Source organism: Bacillus sp. EB106-07-01-XG149 (genome assembly GCF_058791555.1).
This window is the reverse complement of the sequence record NZ_JBYTDP010000005.1, coordinates 96,699-117,635: the sequence shown is the minus strand read 5'-3', so window position 1 is coordinate 117,635 and position 20,937 is coordinate 96,699. Positions and strand designations below refer to the sequence as shown.

Annotated in this window: 18 protein-coding genes; all 18 read right to left on the bottom strand. The window is 31.6% G+C overall.

Annotated elements, in window-relative coordinates:
- Nucleotides 1-17: 17 nt before the first annotated feature.
- The 18 genes from AC3WTA_RS20335 to gmd all read right to left on the bottom strand — a co-directional run bounded on the left by AC3WTA_RS20335 (nucleotide 18) and on the right by gmd (nucleotide 20,935).
- Nucleotides 18-1,964, bottom strand: a complete 1,947-nt coding sequence (locus AC3WTA_RS20335; RefSeq protein ID WP_001042647.1) for a BglG family transcription antiterminator — start codon at nucleotides 1,962-1,964, stop codon at nucleotides 18-20.
- A gap of 178 nt (nucleotides 1,965-2,142) precedes the next feature.
- Nucleotides 2,143-3,135 (bottom strand): UDP-glucose 4-epimerase GalE, encoded by a 993-nt coding sequence (galE, locus tag AC3WTA_RS20330; protein ID WP_001084651.1) that lies wholly within the window; start codon nucleotides 3,133-3,135, stop codon nucleotides 2,143-2,145.
- An 89-nt stretch (nucleotides 3,136-3,224) separates the two neighbouring features.
- The gene (locus tag AC3WTA_RS20325) at nucleotides 3,225-4,043 is read right to left on the bottom strand and encodes an SGNH/GDSL hydrolase family protein (protein ID WP_309529157.1); all 819 of its coding nucleotides are present in this window, start codon (nucleotides 4,041-4,043) and stop codon (nucleotides 3,225-3,227) included.
- Nucleotides 4,044-4,141: 98 nt separating this feature from the next.
- Entirely contained in the window at nucleotides 4,142-5,056 is a 915-nt protein-coding gene (tagU, locus tag AC3WTA_RS20320) for a polyisoprenyl-teichoic acid--peptidoglycan teichoic acid transferase TagU (RefSeq protein ID WP_492332997.1), read from the bottom strand.
- Nucleotides 5,057-5,148: 92 nt separating this feature from the next.
- Complete coding sequence (manA, locus tag AC3WTA_RS20315) at nucleotides 5,149-6,093, bottom strand: mannose-6-phosphate isomerase, class I (protein WP_492332996.1); 945 nt, start codon at nucleotides 6,091-6,093, stop codon at nucleotides 5,149-5,151.
- A gap of 31 nt (nucleotides 6,094-6,124) precedes the next feature.
- Nucleotides 6,125-7,192 (bottom strand): glycosyltransferase family protein, encoded by a 1,068-nt coding sequence (locus AC3WTA_RS20310; protein WP_492332995.1) that lies wholly within the window; start codon nucleotides 7,190-7,192, stop codon nucleotides 6,125-6,127.
- Between the two features lie 41 nt (nucleotides 7,193-7,233).
- Nucleotides 7,234-8,619: a sugar phosphate nucleotidyltransferase gene (locus tag AC3WTA_RS20305; protein ID WP_492332994.1), complete on the bottom strand. Its 1,386-nt coding sequence runs from the start codon at nucleotides 8,617-8,619 to the stop codon at nucleotides 7,234-7,236.
- Nucleotides 8,620-8,668: 49 nt separating this feature from the next.
- Nucleotides 8,669-9,991 carry a UDP-glucose dehydrogenase family protein gene (locus AC3WTA_RS20300; protein WP_492332993.1) on the bottom strand — a complete coding sequence of 441 codons (1,323 nt, stop codon included), beginning with the start codon at nucleotides 9,989-9,991 and terminating at the stop codon, nucleotides 8,669-8,671.
- Between the two features lie 29 nt (nucleotides 9,992-10,020).
- On the bottom strand, nucleotides 10,021-11,265 hold the full coding sequence (locus AC3WTA_RS20295; RefSeq protein WP_492332992.1) for a glycosyltransferase family 4 protein: 1,245 nt from the start codon (nucleotides 11,263-11,265) through the stop codon (nucleotides 10,021-10,023).
- Nucleotides 11,266-11,287: 22 nt separating this feature from the next.
- The gene (locus AC3WTA_RS20290; RefSeq protein WP_179863274.1) at nucleotides 11,288-12,346 is read right to left on the bottom strand and encodes a glycosyltransferase family 4 protein; all 1,059 of its coding nucleotides are present in this window, start codon (nucleotides 12,344-12,346) and stop codon (nucleotides 11,288-11,290) included.
- Between the two features lie 40 nt (nucleotides 12,347-12,386).
- Complete coding sequence (locus tag AC3WTA_RS20285) at nucleotides 12,387-13,328, bottom strand: glycosyltransferase family 2 protein (protein WP_492332991.1); 942 nt, start codon at nucleotides 13,326-13,328, stop codon at nucleotides 12,387-12,389.
- A 155-nt stretch (nucleotides 13,329-13,483) separates the two neighbouring features.
- The gene (locus AC3WTA_RS20280; protein ID WP_492332990.1) at nucleotides 13,484-14,704 is read right to left on the bottom strand and encodes an O-antigen ligase family protein; all 1,221 of its coding nucleotides are present in this window, start codon (nucleotides 14,702-14,704) and stop codon (nucleotides 13,484-13,486) included.
- A gap of 42 nt (nucleotides 14,705-14,746) precedes the next feature.
- Nucleotides 14,747-15,484, bottom strand: a complete 738-nt coding sequence (locus tag AC3WTA_RS20275) for a glycosyltransferase family 2 protein (RefSeq protein ID WP_492332989.1) — start codon at nucleotides 15,482-15,484, stop codon at nucleotides 14,747-14,749.
- 1 nt (nucleotide 15,485) lies between these two features.
- The gene (locus AC3WTA_RS20270; RefSeq protein ID WP_492332988.1) at nucleotides 15,486-16,559 is read right to left on the bottom strand and encodes a glycosyltransferase family 4 protein; all 1,074 of its coding nucleotides are present in this window, start codon (nucleotides 16,557-16,559) and stop codon (nucleotides 15,486-15,488) included.
- A gap of 18 nt (nucleotides 16,560-16,577) precedes the next feature.
- Entirely contained in the window at nucleotides 16,578-17,702 is a 1,125-nt protein-coding gene (locus tag AC3WTA_RS20265) for a glycosyltransferase family 4 protein (protein ID WP_492332987.1), read from the bottom strand.
- A 32-nt stretch (nucleotides 17,703-17,734) separates the two neighbouring features.
- Nucleotides 17,735-19,090, bottom strand: coding sequence for an MATE family efflux transporter (locus AC3WTA_RS20260; RefSeq protein WP_492332986.1), 1,356 nt, complete (start codon nucleotides 19,088-19,090; stop codon nucleotides 17,735-17,737).
- Nucleotides 19,056-19,742: a CatB-related O-acetyltransferase gene (locus AC3WTA_RS20255; protein WP_492332985.1), complete on the bottom strand. Its 687-nt coding sequence runs from the start codon at nucleotides 19,740-19,742 to the stop codon at nucleotides 19,056-19,058. The genes AC3WTA_RS20260 and AC3WTA_RS20255 overlap by 35 nt, the downstream gene beginning before the upstream one ends.
- A gap of 116 nt (nucleotides 19,743-19,858) precedes the next feature.
- On the bottom strand, nucleotides 19,859-20,935 hold the full coding sequence (gene gmd, locus AC3WTA_RS20250; RefSeq protein WP_492332984.1) for a GDP-mannose 4,6-dehydratase: 1,077 nt from the start codon (nucleotides 20,933-20,935) through the stop codon (nucleotides 19,859-19,861).
- Nucleotides 20,936-20,937: the final 2 nt, after the last annotated feature.

The window sequence follows — 20,937 nt, the reverse complement described above, 5'->3', positions numbered from 1 at the left end:
AAGGCTTCTCGCCTTACCTATTCATATCTTAAATAAGATAAAAACTTCATTATATTCTTTTCCTTTATAAGCTTCTGCACAAAAACAGGTTGTTCACTTATAAAAGACAACTCATGAAATAACTGTTTCGTAACTTCCTTACCATCACTCTTAACTGCTAACATAAATACGAGCGATACTTTCTCTACTCCCCAGTCCAGCGGCTCCTTCAGCGTAGCCACTGCAATTACGGATTGTTTAATTAACTTAGGACTTCCGTGCGGAATAGCAACTCCTGCACCAATTGTCGTTGCTGACATTCTATCTCTAGCAATCGCACTTTCAATATACTCTTTCTCTACATATCCCTTTTCATAAAGAGATTTCGCCATTCTTTCAATTAATTCGTAACGATGCTCTACTTCCTGTTGTAAAAAAACTAAAAAAGGAGTTGTATAATTCAATAAAACAAAGTCCTTATTTTCGTTAGATGGTAGTTCATCTAATTTCTTCATAAAATCCTCTAATTTACTTTCTTCACTCCGCTCTAATAAAGGAGATACAACACAATGAGGAATCTTTAACTGTGGAAGATCTATCGTAGAAATAATAAGCTCTACCTTTTTATTTTTCATTAAGTATTCTTCCAAATCGGACTTTGCGATACAATCCATCACATGGACATATCGGAATTTCCTTTCAATTTTTGTCCGTAATAATTGAGACATCCCTATCCCCATATGACAAACAATAATCACATTTTTTGATACCTTTTTATCATTCAAACGCTCCATTGCCGCCTGAAAATGCAAAGTAAGATAGGCCGCTTCTTCCTCAGGGATTTGTAAACTTAATGATGTATTAATATCATCCAGCTCATGAATTAACATATCAAACATATACGGATACATGCGCTTAATTTCATGAAGCATCGGATTCGAGACAGAAAGATTATATTGCAAACGATTTAATGTCGTGTACAAATGCATCTGTAATCCCTCTACTAAAAATGTATCCTTATCGAAATCGATTTCATTCAATTTAGACATACGATCTATTAAATGCGATACAACTTGTGAAAGCACGGGGCTACTCACATTTAGCTTACTTTTTTCCCATTCATCTTGATAGCGAAATTTCCCACCTAAAATATGAATGGCTAAATAAGCTATCTCTTCTTCAGTAAAATGAACAGTAAATACAAACTCTAACCTTGTTAAAAAGTCTAATGTCCACCCATACTCTTTCGTCTCTCGCACAATGTTTAAATCATCTGTAGACATTGAAATTGGTTGTTTTAACTTCATCCTCCGCACCATAATTAACGTATGTAATAAAAGATTTTCTAACGTATCATCTGTAAAGAATATAGCGTATCTTTTTTGTAACGCTTTCAATTCTGTCATTACAAATTCAATTTCATGATACAAAAACTGCTCTTTAATAAATTGATTCATTAATTCCCGATTATGAATTAAATCTGATAGTTTAGCTAATGCTTTCCTCTTATTTCTCTCATCGCCTTCTACCGTTAAGCCTACTCTCTGCTTTAAAATTAACTCTAATCCCAGTTCCTCAAGCCATTTTTCAATTCTATCTAACTCTCTCTTAACCCTAGCTCTATTAACGAAATACTGCTCAGCAAGCTCCTGCACCGTAACTGGCTTAACATTCATCAACAAACTATACGCTATTTGTAACACTCTCTCCTCGTCTGATGCATAGCTTACATCCTGTTTTACAGCATACAATTTATTGAACAAACTCGACTTATCATAATCCTTAATTTCTAAACAGACACCTAAACCCGGTTTCCGAATAAGAAGTGCATCTGAGTACTTCTCTAAATATTCCTCAATCACCTTAAAATCATTACGAATCGTCTTCTCCGAACAACCTATCCTATCAGCAAGCTCCTGCACTAACAAATACTCATTAGACTCAGACAATAAAACTTGTAAAATTTCCTGTTGTCTTTTATTCATCTGCTTCACCTGTTTCTTCTATCCTTTGTACCCAATATGTTACTAACTTAGTGCATTTATCATAACATATCGGCAGGTTCATGAATTGTAAGATTCTATTGTTTGAAATTTATTCATTTTTACATAAACAAAAACCTCAAGAAGTAGTCGAAACTACTTCTTGAGGTTTAAAAAATTATTACTTTTCATACCCATTAGGTTGCTTCTGATGCCAATTCCAAGCATGCTCAATGATTGTCTTCACATTTACATACTGAGGATCCCATCCTAACTTCTCTTTCGCTTTCTGAGAAGAAGCAACTAAACGTGCTGGATCTCCCGCACGACGTGGCGCTACTTCAGCTGGAATTTCATGATTTGTAACTTCACGAACTGCATCAACGATTTCTTTCACACTGAAACCATTACCATTTCCTAAGTTATAGAAATCACTCTCTCCGCCGTCCTGTAGGTCTTTAAGACCTAAGAAGTGAGCTGCCACTAAATCTTCAACATGAATATAATCACGGATACAAGTACCATCTGGTGTATTATAATCCTCACCAAACATCATAATCTTCTCACGTTGACCTAACGCCACTTGCAGCACAAGAGGAATTAAATGCGTCTCTGGACGGTGATCTTCCCCAATAATACCATTTGGAGTTGCACCAGCCACGTTAAAGTATCTGAAAATCTTATAACGTAAATTAGAAGCTTGGCTATACCAATGAAGCATCTTCTCGATTGCTAACTTCGTTTCTCCATACGTATTCGTTGGATTTGTCATCGTTTCCTCAGTAATAAGGTCTACATCTACCTCACCATACGTTGCCGCAGTAGAAGAGAAAATAAACTTATCTACCTTAAACTCATCCATTACCTCTAATAAGCAAAGTGCACCGTACACATTGTTATTATAATATTGAAGAGGCTTCTCCATACTAACTCCAACTAAAGAATCAGCTGCGAAATGCATAACCGCCTCAATATTTTCTTGTGTAAAAACATCTCTTAAAAATGCTTTATCACGAAGGTCGCCATTATAAAACTTCGCACCTTCCGTAATTGCATCCTCATGACCAGTTTGTAAGTTATCTACTACTACTACAGATAAACCTTCGTCTACTAATTTTTTCACAGCGTGAGAACCGATATAACCAGCTCCGCCGCAGATTAGAATTGAATTCATTGTCTTCCTCCTACATATATTAGGATTTCTTACTCACTTACTTATTATAAAAGGTATACGATTGCTCGTATACCTTTTGTGTACCTTTATTACTTAGCAACGAAATAATCCGTTACATATTGTGCCCAAACTTCATGCCCTTTAGCACTTGGGAAACCGAATTCTTCTGTTAAATATGGCAGGATAGCCTTCGTTGCTGCATCAGGCCATACTCCCCAATGATCTACATATGTATAACCATTTTGCGTCGCAAATTGCTTTAACGCCTCAATTGCCTTCGGATAATTCTTCGCACCATACACTGGGTTTGGTGGTTGAATCATAATCGTAGCACCCTTTGCACTAGTAGAAAGTGCTTGAACAAATTTCTGTGTACTCGCAACAGAGTTTCCATTACCAGTCTTACCATTGTCAGTAATAAACGGCGGCTCGAATAAAATCACATCTGGATTTTCTTTCGCAATCTCTTTATCACGTTTATTCGCAATTAACTCGTCTGTACTTTCACCCTTATATTCCTTTACCGTCACATTCCATAAACCTTTACCGTAAGCAGTCTCTAAATTAGCCGTTAACTTAGCTGCCCAAGCATCTTTTTCAGATGAAGAAGCTTCATCACCAACAATAACAAAATTTACTGCCTTTTTATCCTCAGCGGCTTTCTTTAACTTCTCTTTCACTGCATCTGGTAAATTCTTCGCATATGCTTCATTAAAAGATGACTTCGCATCTTGTTTTTTCTCTGTTTTCTTCGCTCCGCTATCTTTCACTTCAGACTTCGTTTTCGTTACTTCACTCGTCTGTCCTGTCGCATTCGCAACTTTCTTATTCCAGTACAATTTACCGCTCACAACCGAAGCAACAAACAATACAAAAATAACTAGGACAAGTACTGCTTTCTTATTCATCGATTCACCTCATCTATTAATCTCACAACATATAATACTAATATAAATTCACGCGAAAATAAACCCAACTCCTACCAAAGGAGTTGGGTTATTACATATTACTTAGTCAATTCAAGATGCGCTCTTAACTTATTCGTAATATCTTGTTTCGCTGCATCTGGAACGTAGTAGTACCAAATGCCATCAGCAGCTTTGTGGCCGTCACCTGGGATTTGGATTTCTTCACTGTTCTCCATGCAATCTTTATAGTTCTTTTGAATATCAAACATTTGATCTTGCGTTAAACTTGTTTTAACGTTTTTCTCAATTGCTTTTAATACATCGCCATAACTCGCTAGAGAAGATACACTTGCACCTTTTTTAATTACAGCTTGGATGACTTGACGTTGACGCATTTGGCGACCAAAATCACCGCGTGGATCTTCATAACGCATACGAGAATATCTTAGTGCATCAGCACCATTAAGGTGTATATTACCTTTTGCAAAATGCGAACCATCATACTTAAATTCTAAATCATTATTGACATCTACACCACCGACCGCATCTACTACGTCTTTAAAGCCAGCCATGTTCACTTCAATATAGTGGTCTACTGGTACATTAAGAAAATTCTCTACCGTTTTAACAGACATGTCAATACCACCGAAAGCATACGCATGATTAATCTTATCTTTTTTACCCTTTCCTATGATTTCTGTATAAGAATCACGTGGAATACTAGTAATTTTCATAGACTTCGTTTTCGGATTTAGAGTAAATAACATAAGTGAATCAGAACGACCCGTCTCCTCAGCTCTTTGATCAACACCCATTAATAAAATAGATATTGGCTTTTTATCCGCAACATCTACTTTTTGGTCACGTTTATCAGATTTATCACGTTCTAATGGCTTATGAACCGCATCTAATGTATTAGATACATTAGAATACACGTAGTATGCATATGCCCCTCCTGCAACTACTAGAAAACCTATTATACCTAAAATCCAAAATAAAATTTTCTTCTTCATTTTTTTTACCTTCTTTATCAATATTTATAAATAATACACTACTCTATCATATTACCTTAAGATTGACTAAAAACAAAAGAGAATTTATCCTTTTACAAATGAGATACAATAGCAGTAATATTTCCTTTTATAATAAAGTTTTCAATTGTTATTGGCAAAATAAAGTGATCACCCTTTTTAATAGAAAATGCGCCATCAATAGTAACTAATTCACCTTCTCCTTCAATTACACTCACTAATTGAAAGATTTCTCTTTGTTGAAATGATGCTTCCTCTTCAATTTCCCATTTATATACCGAAAAATATTCTTCACGCACATAAGTGGTAATTAACGCACCATTTCTATCAGTAGTTTCTGGACGAACTTGATAATCTTCATGGGGAATACTTGCAACCCGAACTGCTTTATCTAAATGCAATTCTCGTTTCTTACCATTCGCATCTACTCGATCATAATCATATACTCTATATGTAGTATCCGAACTTTGCTGTGTTTCCAGCACTACCGTGCCTTCACAAAGAGCATGAATAGTTCCACTTGGCACATAAAAGAAATCACCTGGTTTAATAGAAATTTTACGAAGTAAACCATCCCAGTTCCCCTCTGTAATCATCTCTTCAAAATCTAAATTTGTATGAGCAGTATGACCATATACTAATTGAGCATCTTCTTTACAATCAATAATGTACCAGCACTCTGTTTTCCCAAATTCACCGTTCTCATAAACTTTTGCAAATTCATTATCTGGATGTACTTGTACAGATAAATCTTTATTAGCATCTAGTATCTTTGTTAATAATGGGAATTTCTCTGATGAGCATTCTCCAAAAAGATGCTTTTCGTCGACCCATAATTGTTCCAAATTTCTCCCTTCATACGGTCCCGTTTGCACAACACTCATCCCATTCGGATGGGCTGAAATCCCCCAGCATTCTCCAATTGATTCCGAGGCTAAATCATAATTAAACTTTCCTAGTGATTTTCCTCCCCAAATTCTTTCTTGAAGAATAGGTTGTAAAAATAATGGTGATTTCATTCTTGTATAAACCCTTCTTTCCTACTAAAAATTACGATATAACATATTCAAAAATATGAGATACGATAGTATGAACCTCATTTTGATATATAGAATCTTGTTTATCCATGTACCTTCCAATATCTATACTCTGTAGCTCTTCCCAAGTAACTAAGTTACATAAATTATTATCTTTTAAAAATCGGATCGTATTTTGATCCTCACTCATACCTTTTCTATTAATAATTAGTAACGATTTATTTTGAAGAATTGCTTCACTAACAGTACCCCAGCCTGCTTTTGAAATAATACAATCTGCAACCGCTACATAATTTTGTGATTCCGTATAGTTTTCGGGAATTTTATGCACGTTCTTATGCTTAATTTTCATATTATGCGACACGATGAAAACATATCTTTTATCATTCCAAAGTGGTAGCTTAGTTATATCTCCTATATCAATCTTCATTCCTAATGGCATAAATATAATTTGCTTTTCACCTGTTGGATTTAACTTCTCACTTAGTTTCCTTACTTCTAAAGAATTAATTATTCTACTATAAAACCTAAAAGAAGAAGTATTTACTCTCGCCCAATTCCCCTCATTACTTCCAGCTAACGTATAAAAATAATCCATTTTTTTATACATATTTTTAAATACTTGAAGCGAATTATCTGGAATACTATTTTTATAGGCTGTATACCAAGTGAAATTGGAAATTCCTATAGATGGTACTTCCAATTTATCTGCTATTTCAAAAGCAATTGGTGAAATATCGGAAATAATACAATCTACGGAAAAAGCACTTAAAAAGTCCATTTCGGTATTAATCTTTTGTGGTAACTTCGTACAAAACTCTTCATACGACTTTTCTAATTTTTTTTTATCTAAATCCAATGAATTCTCTTTCAGAACAAACCCAATGTCTGTCTCCACATCATGAAAAATGACCTTATCTCCATACTCAGTTAATGATGCACGAATAAATTGTATTGCAAATGAATTACAAATGATAACCTGTACATCTTCTCTTGTGCTCAATATTGCTCTGATTAGTGCAATACACCTTGTCGCATGTCCAAATCCATATTCTGAAATATAAAAAACAAATGTTTTCATAAATTTACCCTCAAAAAATAACAGCTAGAATACACTAGCTGTTACATAATTACTTGCGCTTGTGATTGATAGTAATGTTTTAAAATATCGTCCCATTTTGTATACAAGCGAACGAAATCTGTATTTACTACTTCTTTTCCTGTTTGTACTTCAATAAATTCTAATTCACTTAATGCACGAATAGCATGTTTTTTACCAGCTGGAATATGTATGATATCGCCAGCTTTAACACGGCGAATATGATCTTCTAAAATAAGTTCTCCTTCACCACGAATAATTGTCCATACTTCGTTACGCAAATTATGGTAATGATAAGTAGAATTTTGATTTTCTTCTATACAAATTCTTTTTGTTACCATTTCTTCATTTTCATATTTTGCGTAATCTAGCACTTTCGACCATCCCCAAATACGTTCTTCGTACATTGGCGGTTGATTAAATGAACCAATTAAATCCTTAATTTTTGGACTAGAAGCTTTATCCGAAACTAAAATACCATCTGGACTAGCTGCAACTACAACATCTGAAAGACCAACAACTGTTACCGGAACCTCTAATTCATTAACTACATGTGTGTTTTGAGAATCCTCACTAATTATCCCCTTACCAATTTGGGTTGTAGCCATTTCTTCCGTTAATGTATTCCATGTCCCTAAGTCTTTCCAATATCCACTATACGGTAAGGCAACAATATGATTAGCTTTTTCTACAACTTCATAATCAAAACTAATTTTTGGTAAATTACTATAATGTTTAGAGAGATCGTGGTATAAAATTGGAAGATTCTTTTCCTCCAAAATATTAATAAGGTAACGTAACTTGAAGGCAAATACGCCACAGTTCCATAAAGCCTTTTGTTCAATTAGTGTTACTGCCTTTTCCTCACTCGGTTTTTCCGTAAAACGTGATACATTAAAATATTCACATGCAGTAGCTTCTTCAGTTGGTACAATATAACCATACTTAGAAGATGGATACGTTGGCTCAACTCCCATAAGGGCTAAATCAGCATCTGAATTTTGCAGTGCTAACTCTAAATCTTTGACTCTTTCAAAAAAGCTATCTTCAACATATGGGTCTACTGGTAATACAATAACTGTTTCATCTAAATTAGTATGTTGTTCAGAAAATAGAAATGCACTAGCAAGAGCAATTGCCGGGAATGTGTCTCTACGCTCCGGTTCAACAATTAACGGTACATTCACTCCTAACTGATTATGAATCATCTCTGTTTGCGTTTTTGATGTAGCAATAACGGACGATTCATTTAGACCAACTGACTCTAACTGTCCCCATACACGCTGTACCATTGATTGCCTAGTACCTTTTTCACTTTCTAATACTTTTAGAAACTGTTTAGAGCGCGTATCATTTGATAATGGCCATAAACGTTTTCCAGATCCACCTGATAACAGAATTAACTTCAATATTCTAGCTCCCTTCCTGCTAAAAAACTCATTACTTTGACTAAATTTATTAAACTAACTGCCCAATATTTTGTATATTACTACGCCCAATTGAATAATAATCTATCTCATGGTTACTTACTTCTTTCAAATCAAAGCAATTGCGACCATCCAATACAATTGGGTTGTTCATAAGTTTAGCAAACATACTTAGGTCTAATTCTTTTACCTCTTGCCACTCTGTAACAATGAAGACTAAGTCCTTATCTACTAAAGCTTCATATAACTCTTTCGTAAACTTAACCGTTCCAGGAAGTAATTTTTTAGCATTTTCAATTGCTACTGGATCATATGCTGTTACATCCGCACCCTCACCAAGCAATTCTTTAATAATAACTACAGAAGCTGCCTCACGCATATCATCTGTATTCGGTTTGAATGCTAATCCAAGCACAGCAACCTTTTTATTCCGTAGCGATCCCAATTTTAATTGTGCAGCCTTAACCAACTTATGTTGTTGCTTATTGTTCACTTCAACAACTGCTTTTAAAAGTGTAAAGTCAAGATCCACATTAGATGCAATTTTCGTTAGTGCCTTTGTATCTTTTGGGAAGCATGAACCACCGTAACCGATTCCAGCCTTTAAAAACATTGAACCAATACGTTGATCTAGTCCCATACCACGAGCTACATCTTCAATATTCGCTCCAGTTTTCTCACAAATATTTGCAATCTCATTTATAAAACTAATTTTAGTTGCTAAAAATGCATTAGACGCATATTTGATCATTTCTGCACTACGAATATCTGTCTTATAGACAGGAATACCAAATGGCTTATTAATCTCCTCAATAACGTTTGCTGCTTCTATGCTATCCGAGCCAACTACAATACGATCCCCATTAAATGTATCGTATACAGAAGAACCCTCTCTTAAAAATTCTGGATTAGATACAACTTCAATTTTAATATTTTCATTAAGGTTCTCTAAAATTATTTGTTTTATATAATGATTCGTTCCAACAGGAACTGTACTTTTTGTTACAACAATAATGTCACATTGTGCATTTTTAGCAATGTCTTTTGCAACTTGTTCAATATAAGATAAATTTGCTGACCCATCTTCTCTTTCTGGCGTACCTACTGCAATATAAATTACTTCTGCATTCTCGAATCCCTCTTGATGGCTTGTCGTAAAATAGAGTCTATTTTCTTCAATATTTTGAAGCATAAGCTCTTCTAACCCTGGCTCATATATAGGAGAAATTCCTTTTCTCATACGTTCTACCTTTTTTTTATCAATATCAACACATGTAACATCATGCCCAATATGAGATAATGCAACTCCTGTAACTAAGCCCACATAGCCTGTACCCACTACTGCAATTTTCATAATTTAAGCATTCCCTTCACCATTTATTATTAAGATTTTGATATCTGTTTTAATAGATTTCGATATTTATTAATAGAAATTTCACGTTTTAAATTCTCATCTAAATACTTACGACCGTTTAAACCCATTTCTTTTACATGACTCTCTTCCATACGATAAAATTGTTCTATTGTACAAATAATACCTTTATAATCCTGTGGCTCCACTACAATCCCTGACTTACTTTTTTCAATAAGCATTTGCGCCTCACTACCTTGTTCCAACACACCTAATATAGGTTTCCCCGCAGCCATAACACCGTAAATTTTACTTGGGACCGAAACACCTTTAATTCCTTTTTGATTTACAACTAAGTGAACATCGGCAACATTTAATGAATACTTAATAAACTCCTTAGGTTGATATGGTATGAAGAATACATTCTGAATGTCGCTATCCTCAACAAAACCTTGCATATCTTTTTTCACGGCACCTTCACCAATAAATACAAATGCAATATCCTTATATTCTTTAAAATGATTTGTAACATGGATAATATTTTCTAAATCATAATATAGTCCTATATTTCCAGAATACATAATAATGAATTTATCTTCTAAGTCATTGTCTTTTAAAAATTGCTGAATGTGTTCATTCGATTTATCCAATGGAATGACTTCCTGTTCATTTGTCCAATTGTTAATGACCGTATGATTCGGTACTTTTTTCCCATTGAAACGTTGCTTTAGTGTTTCGCTCATATCATTACCAACGACAATAACACAATCTGAATATTTACAATTCATCATATCTATCTTTTTAGCAATTTTAAATACTGATTGCTTATTCGTATAACTCACCGCTGCTGCTTGCTCTGGATTGAAATCCTGAACATTATATACATGCTTTGCTCTTTTTAAAAATTTACCAATTGTCCCAATCAGCCCACCTAAAACTGGAGGCTGTGAAATTGTGTAAATAATATCGACACCTTTTTCTTTTAAAAGAGCGATATTTGCTAATGCAAAATAAGAGAATATGTATTTCATTCGACTAAATTTAGAAGTTTTATCAACTTCTGGTAATCTAATTCGAACAATTTTCATATTCTCTAGACGATCTTCCTCAAATATTTTTTTAGAACTAACTTTTTCCCCGGCATAATTAGGTTGAGCGGCAATAACTGTTATATCAAAATCATTTTGTAAATCCAAACAAAGTTCTGTCATTAACTGACCTGTAGATGCAAAATCGGGATAAAAATAATTAATTACAAATACTACCTTTTTTTTCATTATATACAATCCTCATTTTTATTTATACTTCATTAAATATCTTTTCTAAACGCTTAATATAATCTATCTCTTTAAAAGATAATAGTGCGTGCTCTCTATTTACATACCCAAATTCAATAAGCTTGTTTCTATTTGAAATTAAATCCTGGATAGCTAATTCAATCTCTCCAACATTTTTAGCCTGAATAATATAACCATTCTTTTTGCTAACAATATCAGGAATTCCAGCATGATTAGTTGTAATTATCGTTAGTCCATTAGCCATTGCCTCAATTAAGGAAATGGGTTGTCCTTCAATATGATAATAAGTTGGTAGTATAAAAACATCACTATTTTTTATTAATTCCTTCTTTTCCAAGCCGTCAACTACCCCATAGAAAAACACGTTATTTAATCCATGAATGGAAATAAACTTCTTAAATTCATGCTCTTCATCTTCAGAAAAAAACTTCCCTGCAAAATGAAAATTAACTGATTTATCTTTACATTTTTTCGCCGCTTCTAATACTTCAAGGTATCCTTTTGATTTAATAAAATTACTCAAATATAAAATATCAATTTGTGTCTTCTTTTCCGTATCTCTAATCTTACTAATAAACTCATCTTGTGATAATAAGCTTGCATCCTCTACATAGTTTTCACACACTTTAATCTTATGATCCTCAACTAAATCCTTAAAAAGAAAGCTCAATCCTTTACTTAACACAATTACATTATCAACCTTTGCTAATAAGGATTTATTTATTTTTTTCTGTATTAAATTCATTTCATTATACAGCTGCCTGAAATAGCCACCATGATAATGAATAATTACTTTTTTATTTTTTTTTACTAACTCATTTAATATAATCAAGTCCCTTATATTACCTAATTTCGAATGTGAAATTGTAAAATAATAAACATCAGATTCATTTTTTCTTATATTTTGAATATGAGTCATAAATTTCTTATTGTTTGTAATATTAATACACGTTAAGAGAAATTTCCCTTGTAAATATTCAGATTTTCTAAGCGTCTCTAATGCCTTAGATAATCCATGAATAGGGGGGGGGAACTGTCCGATTAGACATATTTTTTTCATAATTATTATCATCCTATATTAGAAATTTAATCTTTCAATTCTACTTTTTTAAACACATTTTAATTTTTTCAATTTTATTTAATCCTATAAATATGATAAAGAAACATTTTATGATTTCTTTATCAATACACCTCTTATTTACCAATAATTTACAAAGATATTTATATGCATTTCTTCTATTATTTTTTATATGCATATATGCTCTAATAATATTTATGTAATGAGCATTATCTATTTTTATTATCTCTTCTGTGGTTAATGCATCATAAAAACTTTCTACATATTCATGAAGTAAAATAGCTCCTTCAGCTTTCTTTGTACCCGTGGAAATTCTTATACCCTCATGATGGTATATATTAACTATAGGAACATCAACATAATCATATAAAGGATTTACATTAAATATTTTTATAAAAAGCGTATGTTCTTGTGAAGAAGGAACATTACTAAATCCTCCTGCTTTCATAAATACTTCTTTATTAATCATTGCAATACTAGTCGTACAAACATTCGAACGAAGTTGAAATTTAAAAACATTTCCATTTATTTCGTTCTTCTCGATTCTTTTTAAATTCCCTCCCCCATCTACAATATTAGCATAACCACCAATTACTGAAGGTGTCTTATTTAATTCAATATATTTATTAACTTGTCGTTCTACCTTTTCAGGTAGGAATTCATCATCATCATCTAAAAAACAAATTAATTCTCCTATACTAACCTCTGCACCTTTGTTCCTTGCCAGTGCACCACCACTATTTTTCTCCATGCAAATATATCTTATTTCTTTCTTCTCCAAATACTTATTCAGCACTTGTTTTGTCTCATTTCTTTCCAATGATCCTTCATTATTATCATCTACTACTATTATTTCTAAGTTCGAATAACTTTGATTTAATGCACTATTAACTGCTCTAATTAGCAAATCAGGCCTTCCATAAGTTGGAATTATTATACTTACTACGGGTTTTATATTATCCACTTAAATTTATAACTCCTTTATACATAATAAAAATACTAATATCTCTAAGCTCAATTACTCTCGAGACACTAGTATTTTATTTTTAATACTAAATATGAACTAATTAAAATCCTATAAAATTTCTAATACTACTTAACAGTTTAAATCTCTTGTTTCTAAGAGATAGAATTATTGGCTTCATTATAAATTTTATTATAATCTATTTGAATTAAGGCCATAAACATTACTAAATAGATTAATGTATTATCTACATTTAATGTAACCGTAAATGGCATTTGTAAACATGAATACGCACAAAAAATCACATATAGTATCCCTTTTTCCCGATTACACTTAAATATTCTACATGATAAATATAAAAAACGGCCTATCATTACTAAATATAGTATCATTCCAACATAACCATATTGAAATATAAAGCCTTTAATCCCTATATCCTCTGCATAATATTTATAAATGCTTCCATTTATCCATTGTCCTTCCTCGTATTGAGCATTATACAAACCTGTACCAAATATTGGATTTTCCTTAATCTTTTCTGCTACATATTCCTTCGCTTGTATTCTTATTTGAGCTGAACCATCTGTTCTTGCCACATCTGTTTTTATACTATCAATTACATCTGTTATATAAGGCATTAGTATAATTAACCCAATAATAAGCATAGCTAACACCTTAAAATAACTTAAAACATTATTAAAACTTATTCTTGATAACAATACCAAGATTATTATCCCTAAAATTGGTATGATGGAACTCCTAGTTTGAGCAACAAATACTATATAACTAATTTGTAATAAAAAGGCTAGGTAATATTTCAACTTACCGCTCTTATTATAATTAGCATATAGATACGAAATTGTAATAAACAAACCAATTACAATAAAGTAAGCTCCATCATAAAATCTCGTAAATCCAAATCTATCTGCATAATTTACATTTAAGAATATTATATTTGGATAAAGGATAGCTTGAATTATATATATAAAGGATAAAAAGCTAGTAAGTGTAACAATCAATTTTTTGATTTTCTCTGTACCAACCCTATAAATCATCATACATAATGGGAAATATAGTAAAACTACAAATATATATTTATAACGAAGTATTCCTAAAACAATAGGCTGTCCAAACTGTATATTAGTTACTACTAAACTAACTATATTAATTAATATGTAATATAATACTACCCTTCTAAATAGAAATTTTTTTTCAAAAAATGACTTAATATATACTAGAAATAATGTAACTGTAATTGATAATAATCCCATAACATGCATAGAACTACCCATTTCTGACATATAAAACAAGCGCTCATTAAGGAAAATAATAAATAACATACAAAATACTATCAATATACTTTTTTTTATTTGCATAGTCGTCCTCATTAATTATATTACTTTCTATTTTTGAATGCCTTATTTCGTTAACATTCGACTCAATCTTATTTTTATATATTTTATTATAAACGTTTTCTTCTTTATAAACCCTTGCTCATGCCGAAATCTCAATGCTTCTATAACGGATTCCAAACAATCCCCTGCTCCACCATCATAAAAATTAGCTATAGTTTTTTCTATTAATTTAAATTTCCCACCATTCTTTTTGATTCTACATAACAACTCATAATCTGCAACGTATTTATATTTACAATTGAATAGCCCATACTCTTCATAAGTTTTCTTCTTTAAGAAACATGTAGGGTGCTCAATCATATTATTAGATAATACCCTACTATCCCCACCTTTTATCATTGACAGTTCCCCAGAATCATAGTACTTTAATAACCCATGATATACATCATAGGTATCATCTTTAGAATACTCTGATTCAATTACCTCTAGTGCTAATTCTTCATAATGATCATCACTATTAATAATTCCCACAAGTTCCCCTGTAGCTAAATTTACTCCTTTATTCATTGCATCATATATACCTTTATCAGATTCACTTATCCATTTAAAAATAATATTTTGTTGTTCAAATATCCCTTCATACTTCTTAATAATTTCAAGAGTACCATCTGTAGATTTACCATCCACAACAATATATTCAATATTTTTATACGTTTGATTAAGTACTGATTTAAACGTTCTTTCTATCGTGTTCTTACTATTGTAACAAACAGTAATAACTGAAATAAGTGGTTGCCTCATATTATACTCTCCAATTTGCTTTTTCTAACCCTAAAATTCTTTCCCAATGATGCATGATACCTTCTACATCATATTTCTTTGATTTCTCTTTAGCATTATTTCCCATACTAACTCGTAATGAAAAATCATTTATTAATAATTCTATCTTGGTTGAAAGCTCCTTTATATCAAAAGGATTTATTAAATAACCGTCTATACCTTCACTAATTATTTCTTGAGGACCGATTTTGCAATTAAAACTAATACATGGTAACCCACATTCCATTGCCTCAATAATAACCATTGAAAAACTCTCACTTCTAGAACTACAAATAAAAACTGACGCATTCAAATACTTTTCTATAATATTTGAAGTAAATGGTTTTAAAAACACCTTATCCTCTAAACCATATAATTTTATTTTTTCATTCAAAGTATTATATTCTTTCCCCTCTCCATAAATCTCTAGCTTCCAATCACCAATCTTTTCATGTATTAAATGATATGCGTCAATAAGCATATCAAATCCCTTTTCATGTCCTAATCTTCCTACAGATATTAAATTATGATTCTTATAATTTGAAGTTTGATTAGAAGTAAATGATTTAAAGTTTGGGATAACAGAAACATTTTGTAAATAACCGCCAAAAATATCCCCATCATGCTGGCTTAAAGTAATTACCCGCTCTAAATAGGGATAAATGATTCTTCTTATTCCCTTAATAACACGGCTTGAATGTTCATACTGACTATGTTCCCATGCATATATTTTCGTATTTGTTTTTCCAATAACTTTTGAAATAAATGCAAGTGTAGAAATCGATACACTACAACACAACATATAATCATAATTATGTTTATGGAGCTCTAAAAATTGTTTAAGCACACTAAAGTTTCTTAAATTTTTATTGCCTAGATGAATTATTTTGATTCCTTGATTTATTTCATAAAAAACCTCTGATTGATTATTACTAAATAAACTAATAATATGAATCTCACAATCATACTTTTTATGTAATTCGTTAGATAAATTTGTAACTACTCTCTCAACTCCACCAATACCAGAGATATCATTTAAAACAATTGATATTTTCAAAATAACTCCCTCTTAACACTAATATATTTTAAAATGTTTTAAGATTTTTTCTAAGCTCTTTCTGGAATTCTCAAAAGTCCATTCCGATGCAATTTCTTTTGACTTTTCCGAGTAACTTATTCTATCATCTGTATACATCAGTCTTTCAATGCAATTAGATATTTCATCTACATCAAATGGATTAACTAAATAACCATTTTCTTTGTTAACCACTAAGTCGTTTGCACATCCACAATATTCGGAGACTATTACAGGCATTCCCGCAAATAATCCTTCGTTAATAACCAATCCCCACGGTTCTACAATTGATGGTAATATCATCGCATCTCCCACAAAATAGTGTTTAAACACTTCTTCCTGATCAGCTAAAAAACCAGTAATTATAATCTTAACACCTAAATTTCGAGCACACTCATTTAAATAACCCTCTAGTATTCCACCACCTACAATTAAAAATACTATATTTTCATTTTCCATCTTAGCTATAGCTTCAATAACTCTTTCAATATTTTTTATATCAATCAATCTTCCTGAATATATTAACACTCGATCTTCTTGCTTTATTCCTAAGCTTTCTTTATATTCCTTTTTATACTTTTCTTTTTCTTTATATAATTTTTCAATTTTATTTGTGTCCACCGTTAAATATTGATTGTATATTCTTTCTCTAGGATAAGAAAACACCTCACTAAAATATCGCTTACTTACTTCTCCGTTTCCTAATATAAAACTAGCACGTTTTACAACAATATTCTTCACAAACTTCTTTAATGGATTCTCATTTTCATCTAATCTATTCGTGCTAATTCCATCAAAAAGTAGTATATATGGCTTTTTAAAGAACTTACATAAAATACTTAAAACTATATATGTTGGTTTTTCATATCCACCCAAGATTAATAAATCATGCGATTTTACTATATCAACTAACCCTTTATTTATGTATCCATATTTTCCAAACAAATTATATCCTTTTAAATCGATCTCTTTAAATCCGATTACCTTGTTTACATTCCAAACCCTATTTTCACTTGGCTTATCTGTATAATAAACATTTATATTTACATCTTTTATCTTACTAAACTCATTCACTTGCAAAGTTCTATATGGTGCCCTTAAGTTTGTAACAAAGGCTATTTTCATTCTATTCACCTCTGTAATAATTTTTATTTTTCTTAAATCGATTTCTTAGCTTTCTTTATTACTAAATAGGTATTTATTGGACCAAGTATAGAAAATGGGAGTAAACATAGAATTGTGCTAAGTACCACCCCTTCGGTACCCAATCCTAAATTTTTCGATAAATAAAATGATAATGGAATATTGATTATAGCTCCTAATCCCACTGTAAATAGTTGTCCATTAATTTTATTTACTCCGTTTAAAAAATAAGCAAATATGTTACTCCATATATTAATCACCACATAACAAGCAATAGTAATTATTAAAGTTTGAGATGCACTTACCCCATTACCAATCCACATTTTCAATATTGGATTGACCATGAATGTAAATATAAACACCCCAACAACTAATGGTATTATCATCAATAAAATCTTTCGCATTATTTTCCTTATCCACTCTATTTCCCCTTTACTATACGCATGTGTAAATGCTGACCAAAGGGGCACCATAATAGTACTAGATGCAATAGTAAAAACACTAAATAACTTCATAACTAGTTGATATATGGCTACTTCCTCACTACCCACGACATGTGTAATAATCATACTATCAGTTGTAAATATGATAACTGCTGAAATTTCCAAAAAGAAAAATTTCACTCCATTTCCCATTAATTCCTTTACATAATTTTTGTTGTAAAAACGAATCGATGGTTTAAATTCCTTGTATTTCTTTGCAAATAGAAAAATATTCGCTGTAAATAAAACAATTAGTATTGAAAAACTATAAACTATTCCAAGTATCAAAAACCCCTTTATACCAAAGTATTTCAGTATATATAAACTCAATACATAAATGATATTTGAAATAAAAGTAAAGAAAGAAGGTAAGGTAGAACGATTAAATGCAAAACATACCGCATTAACAGTCGATAAAGTTAGTTGCATAAAATAAGAAATAACAACAACTAGAATTAATGCCGTAAATTCTCCCCTAGAAATATAACTTGCATTAAACAATATTCTCCAATCAATCAAAAAGTTACATACTATAAAAATCACTGTAAATCCAAGGGATACCATCGCTATAAATACATAGCTAGTGGAAATATACGCCTTTGCGTTTTTATAATTATTGGTCGCTAAGGAATGCGATAGTTTATTTCTTAAACCATTTCCCATACCTCCATTTAGTAATCCTAACCAACTAATTACCGATAGTATTGTTAACCACAACCCATATATTTGTTGAGAACCGGTAAAATCAAAAGCTACCTTCACACTCCAAAAACTTAAACATACAGATAATACTTTTAAAACTAAAGAATATACAGCATTTTTTTTAACCAATGATGTAAGTGAATCATTTTTATTAATTTTGATCTTTGAAATGATTAAATTTATCATAAAATAAACCAACATCCTCAAAATAACTTTTATTTTTTATAATCCAATCCTCTTTTTGATCCCACCATTTAAACTCGAGTAAGAAATTACGCTCCTCCTCATTAAAACGGTATTTTATTTTTTTAGCTGGAATCCCTACATTAATACTGAATGGCTCTGTATCCTTTGTTACAATTGCACCCGTTCCAATAATTGAACCATCTGCTATTTTTACCCCTTCCATAATTAGTACATCTTGCCCTATCCAAACATCGTTCCCAATAATTACAGATTTTTTTTCATCATTTACATATTTATGCTCTTGAAATATATCTGTACTACTATATGTAAATCCGCCTTGACCTTTTGTAGAATAAAATGCAGGGTGAATACTAATAAATTTATTAGTTGGGTGCTGTCCAAACACAATCCTACTTCCGTCACCTATACTACAATATCTCCCTATCTGTGAATTAGGAATTTTACAGTTATGAGCTAAATAAGTACCATAACCTATAGAAGAATTATTAATTTGAGAACCATTATATATTCTATTATTACCTTCCAAATATGTATTACTATTAATATACACGTCATCTTTGATGATAATATTTCTTCTCCTATTCATCCAATTGAATAGAAATATCTTCAGCTTTCTTTTAATTTTTTTCATTAGCTTCATCCTACTTATTTATTTTTTATTAATTTTAATATTAAATAAAATGATTCAATACTAAAATTAATAAAAAATGCTTATCAGTGTATACAGATAAGCATTTTAGGTAATTATCAGTCAAACATTTTCTTCAATTTATCTTCCTTCTTAACTTTCTTCATATCTTCTTCCACCATAATACTAACAAGCTCTTCAAACGAGGTCTTAGTTGGATTCCAACCTAATAATGTTTTTGCTTTTGTAGGATCTCCTAATAATTGTTCTACTTCTGCTGGACGGAAGAATTTAGGATCTACTGCTACAAGTACTTTACCTGTTGCTTTATCAATACCTTTTTCTTCTACTCCTTCTCCTACCCATTCAAGCTCAATGCCTACATGTTTGAATGCCAATGTAGTGAATTCACGTACCGTATGCATTTCACCCGTTGCGATAACAAAATCTTCTGGCTTATCATGTTGAAGAATTAACCACATACATTCTACATAATCTTTCGCATAACCCCAGTCACGAAGTGAATCTAAGTTTCCTAAATATAATGTTTCCTGTTTTTCTTGTGCAATACGTGCTGCTGCAAGTGTAATTTTACGTGTTACGAATGTTTCACCACGACGCTCTGATTCATGGTTAAATAAAATCCCGTTTACTGCAAACATGTTATAAGATTCACGGTAGTTCTTTGTAATCCAGAAACCGTAAATTTTTGCTACACCGTATGGAGAACGTGGGTAGAATGGCGTTGTTTCTTTTTGTGGTACTTCTTGCACTTTACCGTATAGCTCAGATGTTGATGCTTGATAAATACGAGTCGTTTCAGTCAGACCTAAAATACGAACTGCTTCTAAAATACGTAATGTTCCTACACCATCTACATCTGCTGTATATTCAGGTACATCAAATGATACTTTTACGTGTGATTGTGCACCTAGATTATAAATTTCATCTGGACGAATTTCGCTAATTAGGCGAATTACATTAGATGTATCTGTAATATCACCATAATGAAGATGGAAATTTTCTTGGTTATTTAATCCTTCGATTTCTTCATTTACTAAACTCTCAATACGATCTAAATTATAAGAAGAACTACGACGAATAATACCGTGTACTTCATATCCTTTTTCTAATAAAAACTCTGCTAAATATGATCCATCTTGTCCTGTTACGCCTGTAATAAGTGCTTTTTTCATAA

Bases quoted from the DNA above. Each gene is read 5' to 3' on its own strand.
- galE (WP_001084651.1), bottom strand. From the start codon at position 3,135: ATGAATTCAATTCTAATCTGCGGCGGAGCTGGTTATATCGGTTCTCAC.
- gmd (WP_492332984.1), bottom strand. From the start codon at position 20,935: ATGAAAAAAGCACTTATTACAGGCGTAACAGGACAAGATGGATCATAT.
- manA (WP_492332996.1), bottom strand. From the start codon at position 6,093: ATGAAATCACCATTATTTTTACAACCTATTCTTCAAGAAAGAATTTGG.
- AC3WTA_RS20295 (WP_492332992.1), bottom strand. From the start codon at position 11,265: ATGAAAAAAAAGGTAGTATTTGTAATTAATTATTTTTATCCCGATTTT.
- tagU (WP_492332997.1), bottom strand. From the start codon at position 5,056: ATGAAGAAGAAAATTTTATTTTGGATTTTAGGTATAATAGGTTTTCTA.
- AC3WTA_RS20335 (WP_001042647.1), bottom strand. From the start codon at position 1,964: ATGAATAAAAGACAACAGGAAATTTTACAAGTTTTATTGTCTGAGTCT.
- AC3WTA_RS20275 (WP_492332989.1), bottom strand. From the start codon at position 15,484: ATGAGGCAACCACTTATTTCAGTTATTACTGTTTGTTACAATAGTAAG.
- AC3WTA_RS20280 (WP_492332990.1), bottom strand. From the start codon at position 14,704: ATGCAAATAAAAAAAAGTATATTGATAGTATTTTGTATGTTATTTATT.
- AC3WTA_RS20265 (WP_492332987.1), bottom strand. From the start codon at position 17,702: ATGAAAATAGCCTTTGTTACAAACTTAAGGGCACCATATAGAACTTTG.
- AC3WTA_RS20300 (WP_492332993.1), bottom strand. From the start codon at position 9,991: ATGAAAATTGCAGTAGTGGGTACAGGCTATGTGGGCTTAGTTACAGGA.
- AC3WTA_RS20290 (WP_179863274.1), bottom strand. From the start codon at position 12,346: ATGAAAAAAATATGTCTAATCGGACAGTTCCCCCCCCCTATTCATGGA.
- AC3WTA_RS20325 (WP_309529157.1), bottom strand. From the start codon at position 4,043: ATGAATAAGAAAGCAGTACTTGTCCTAGTTATTTTTGTATTGTTTGTT.
- AC3WTA_RS20260 (WP_492332986.1), bottom strand. From the start codon at position 19,090: ATGATAAATTTAATCATTTCAAAGATCAAAATTAATAAAAATGATTCA.
- AC3WTA_RS20310 (WP_492332995.1), bottom strand. From the start codon at position 7,192: ATGAAAACATTTGTTTTTTATATTTCAGAATATGGATTTGGACATGCG.
- AC3WTA_RS20255 (WP_492332985.1), bottom strand. From the start codon at position 19,742: ATGAAAAAAATTAAAAGAAAGCTGAAGATATTTCTATTCAATTGGATG.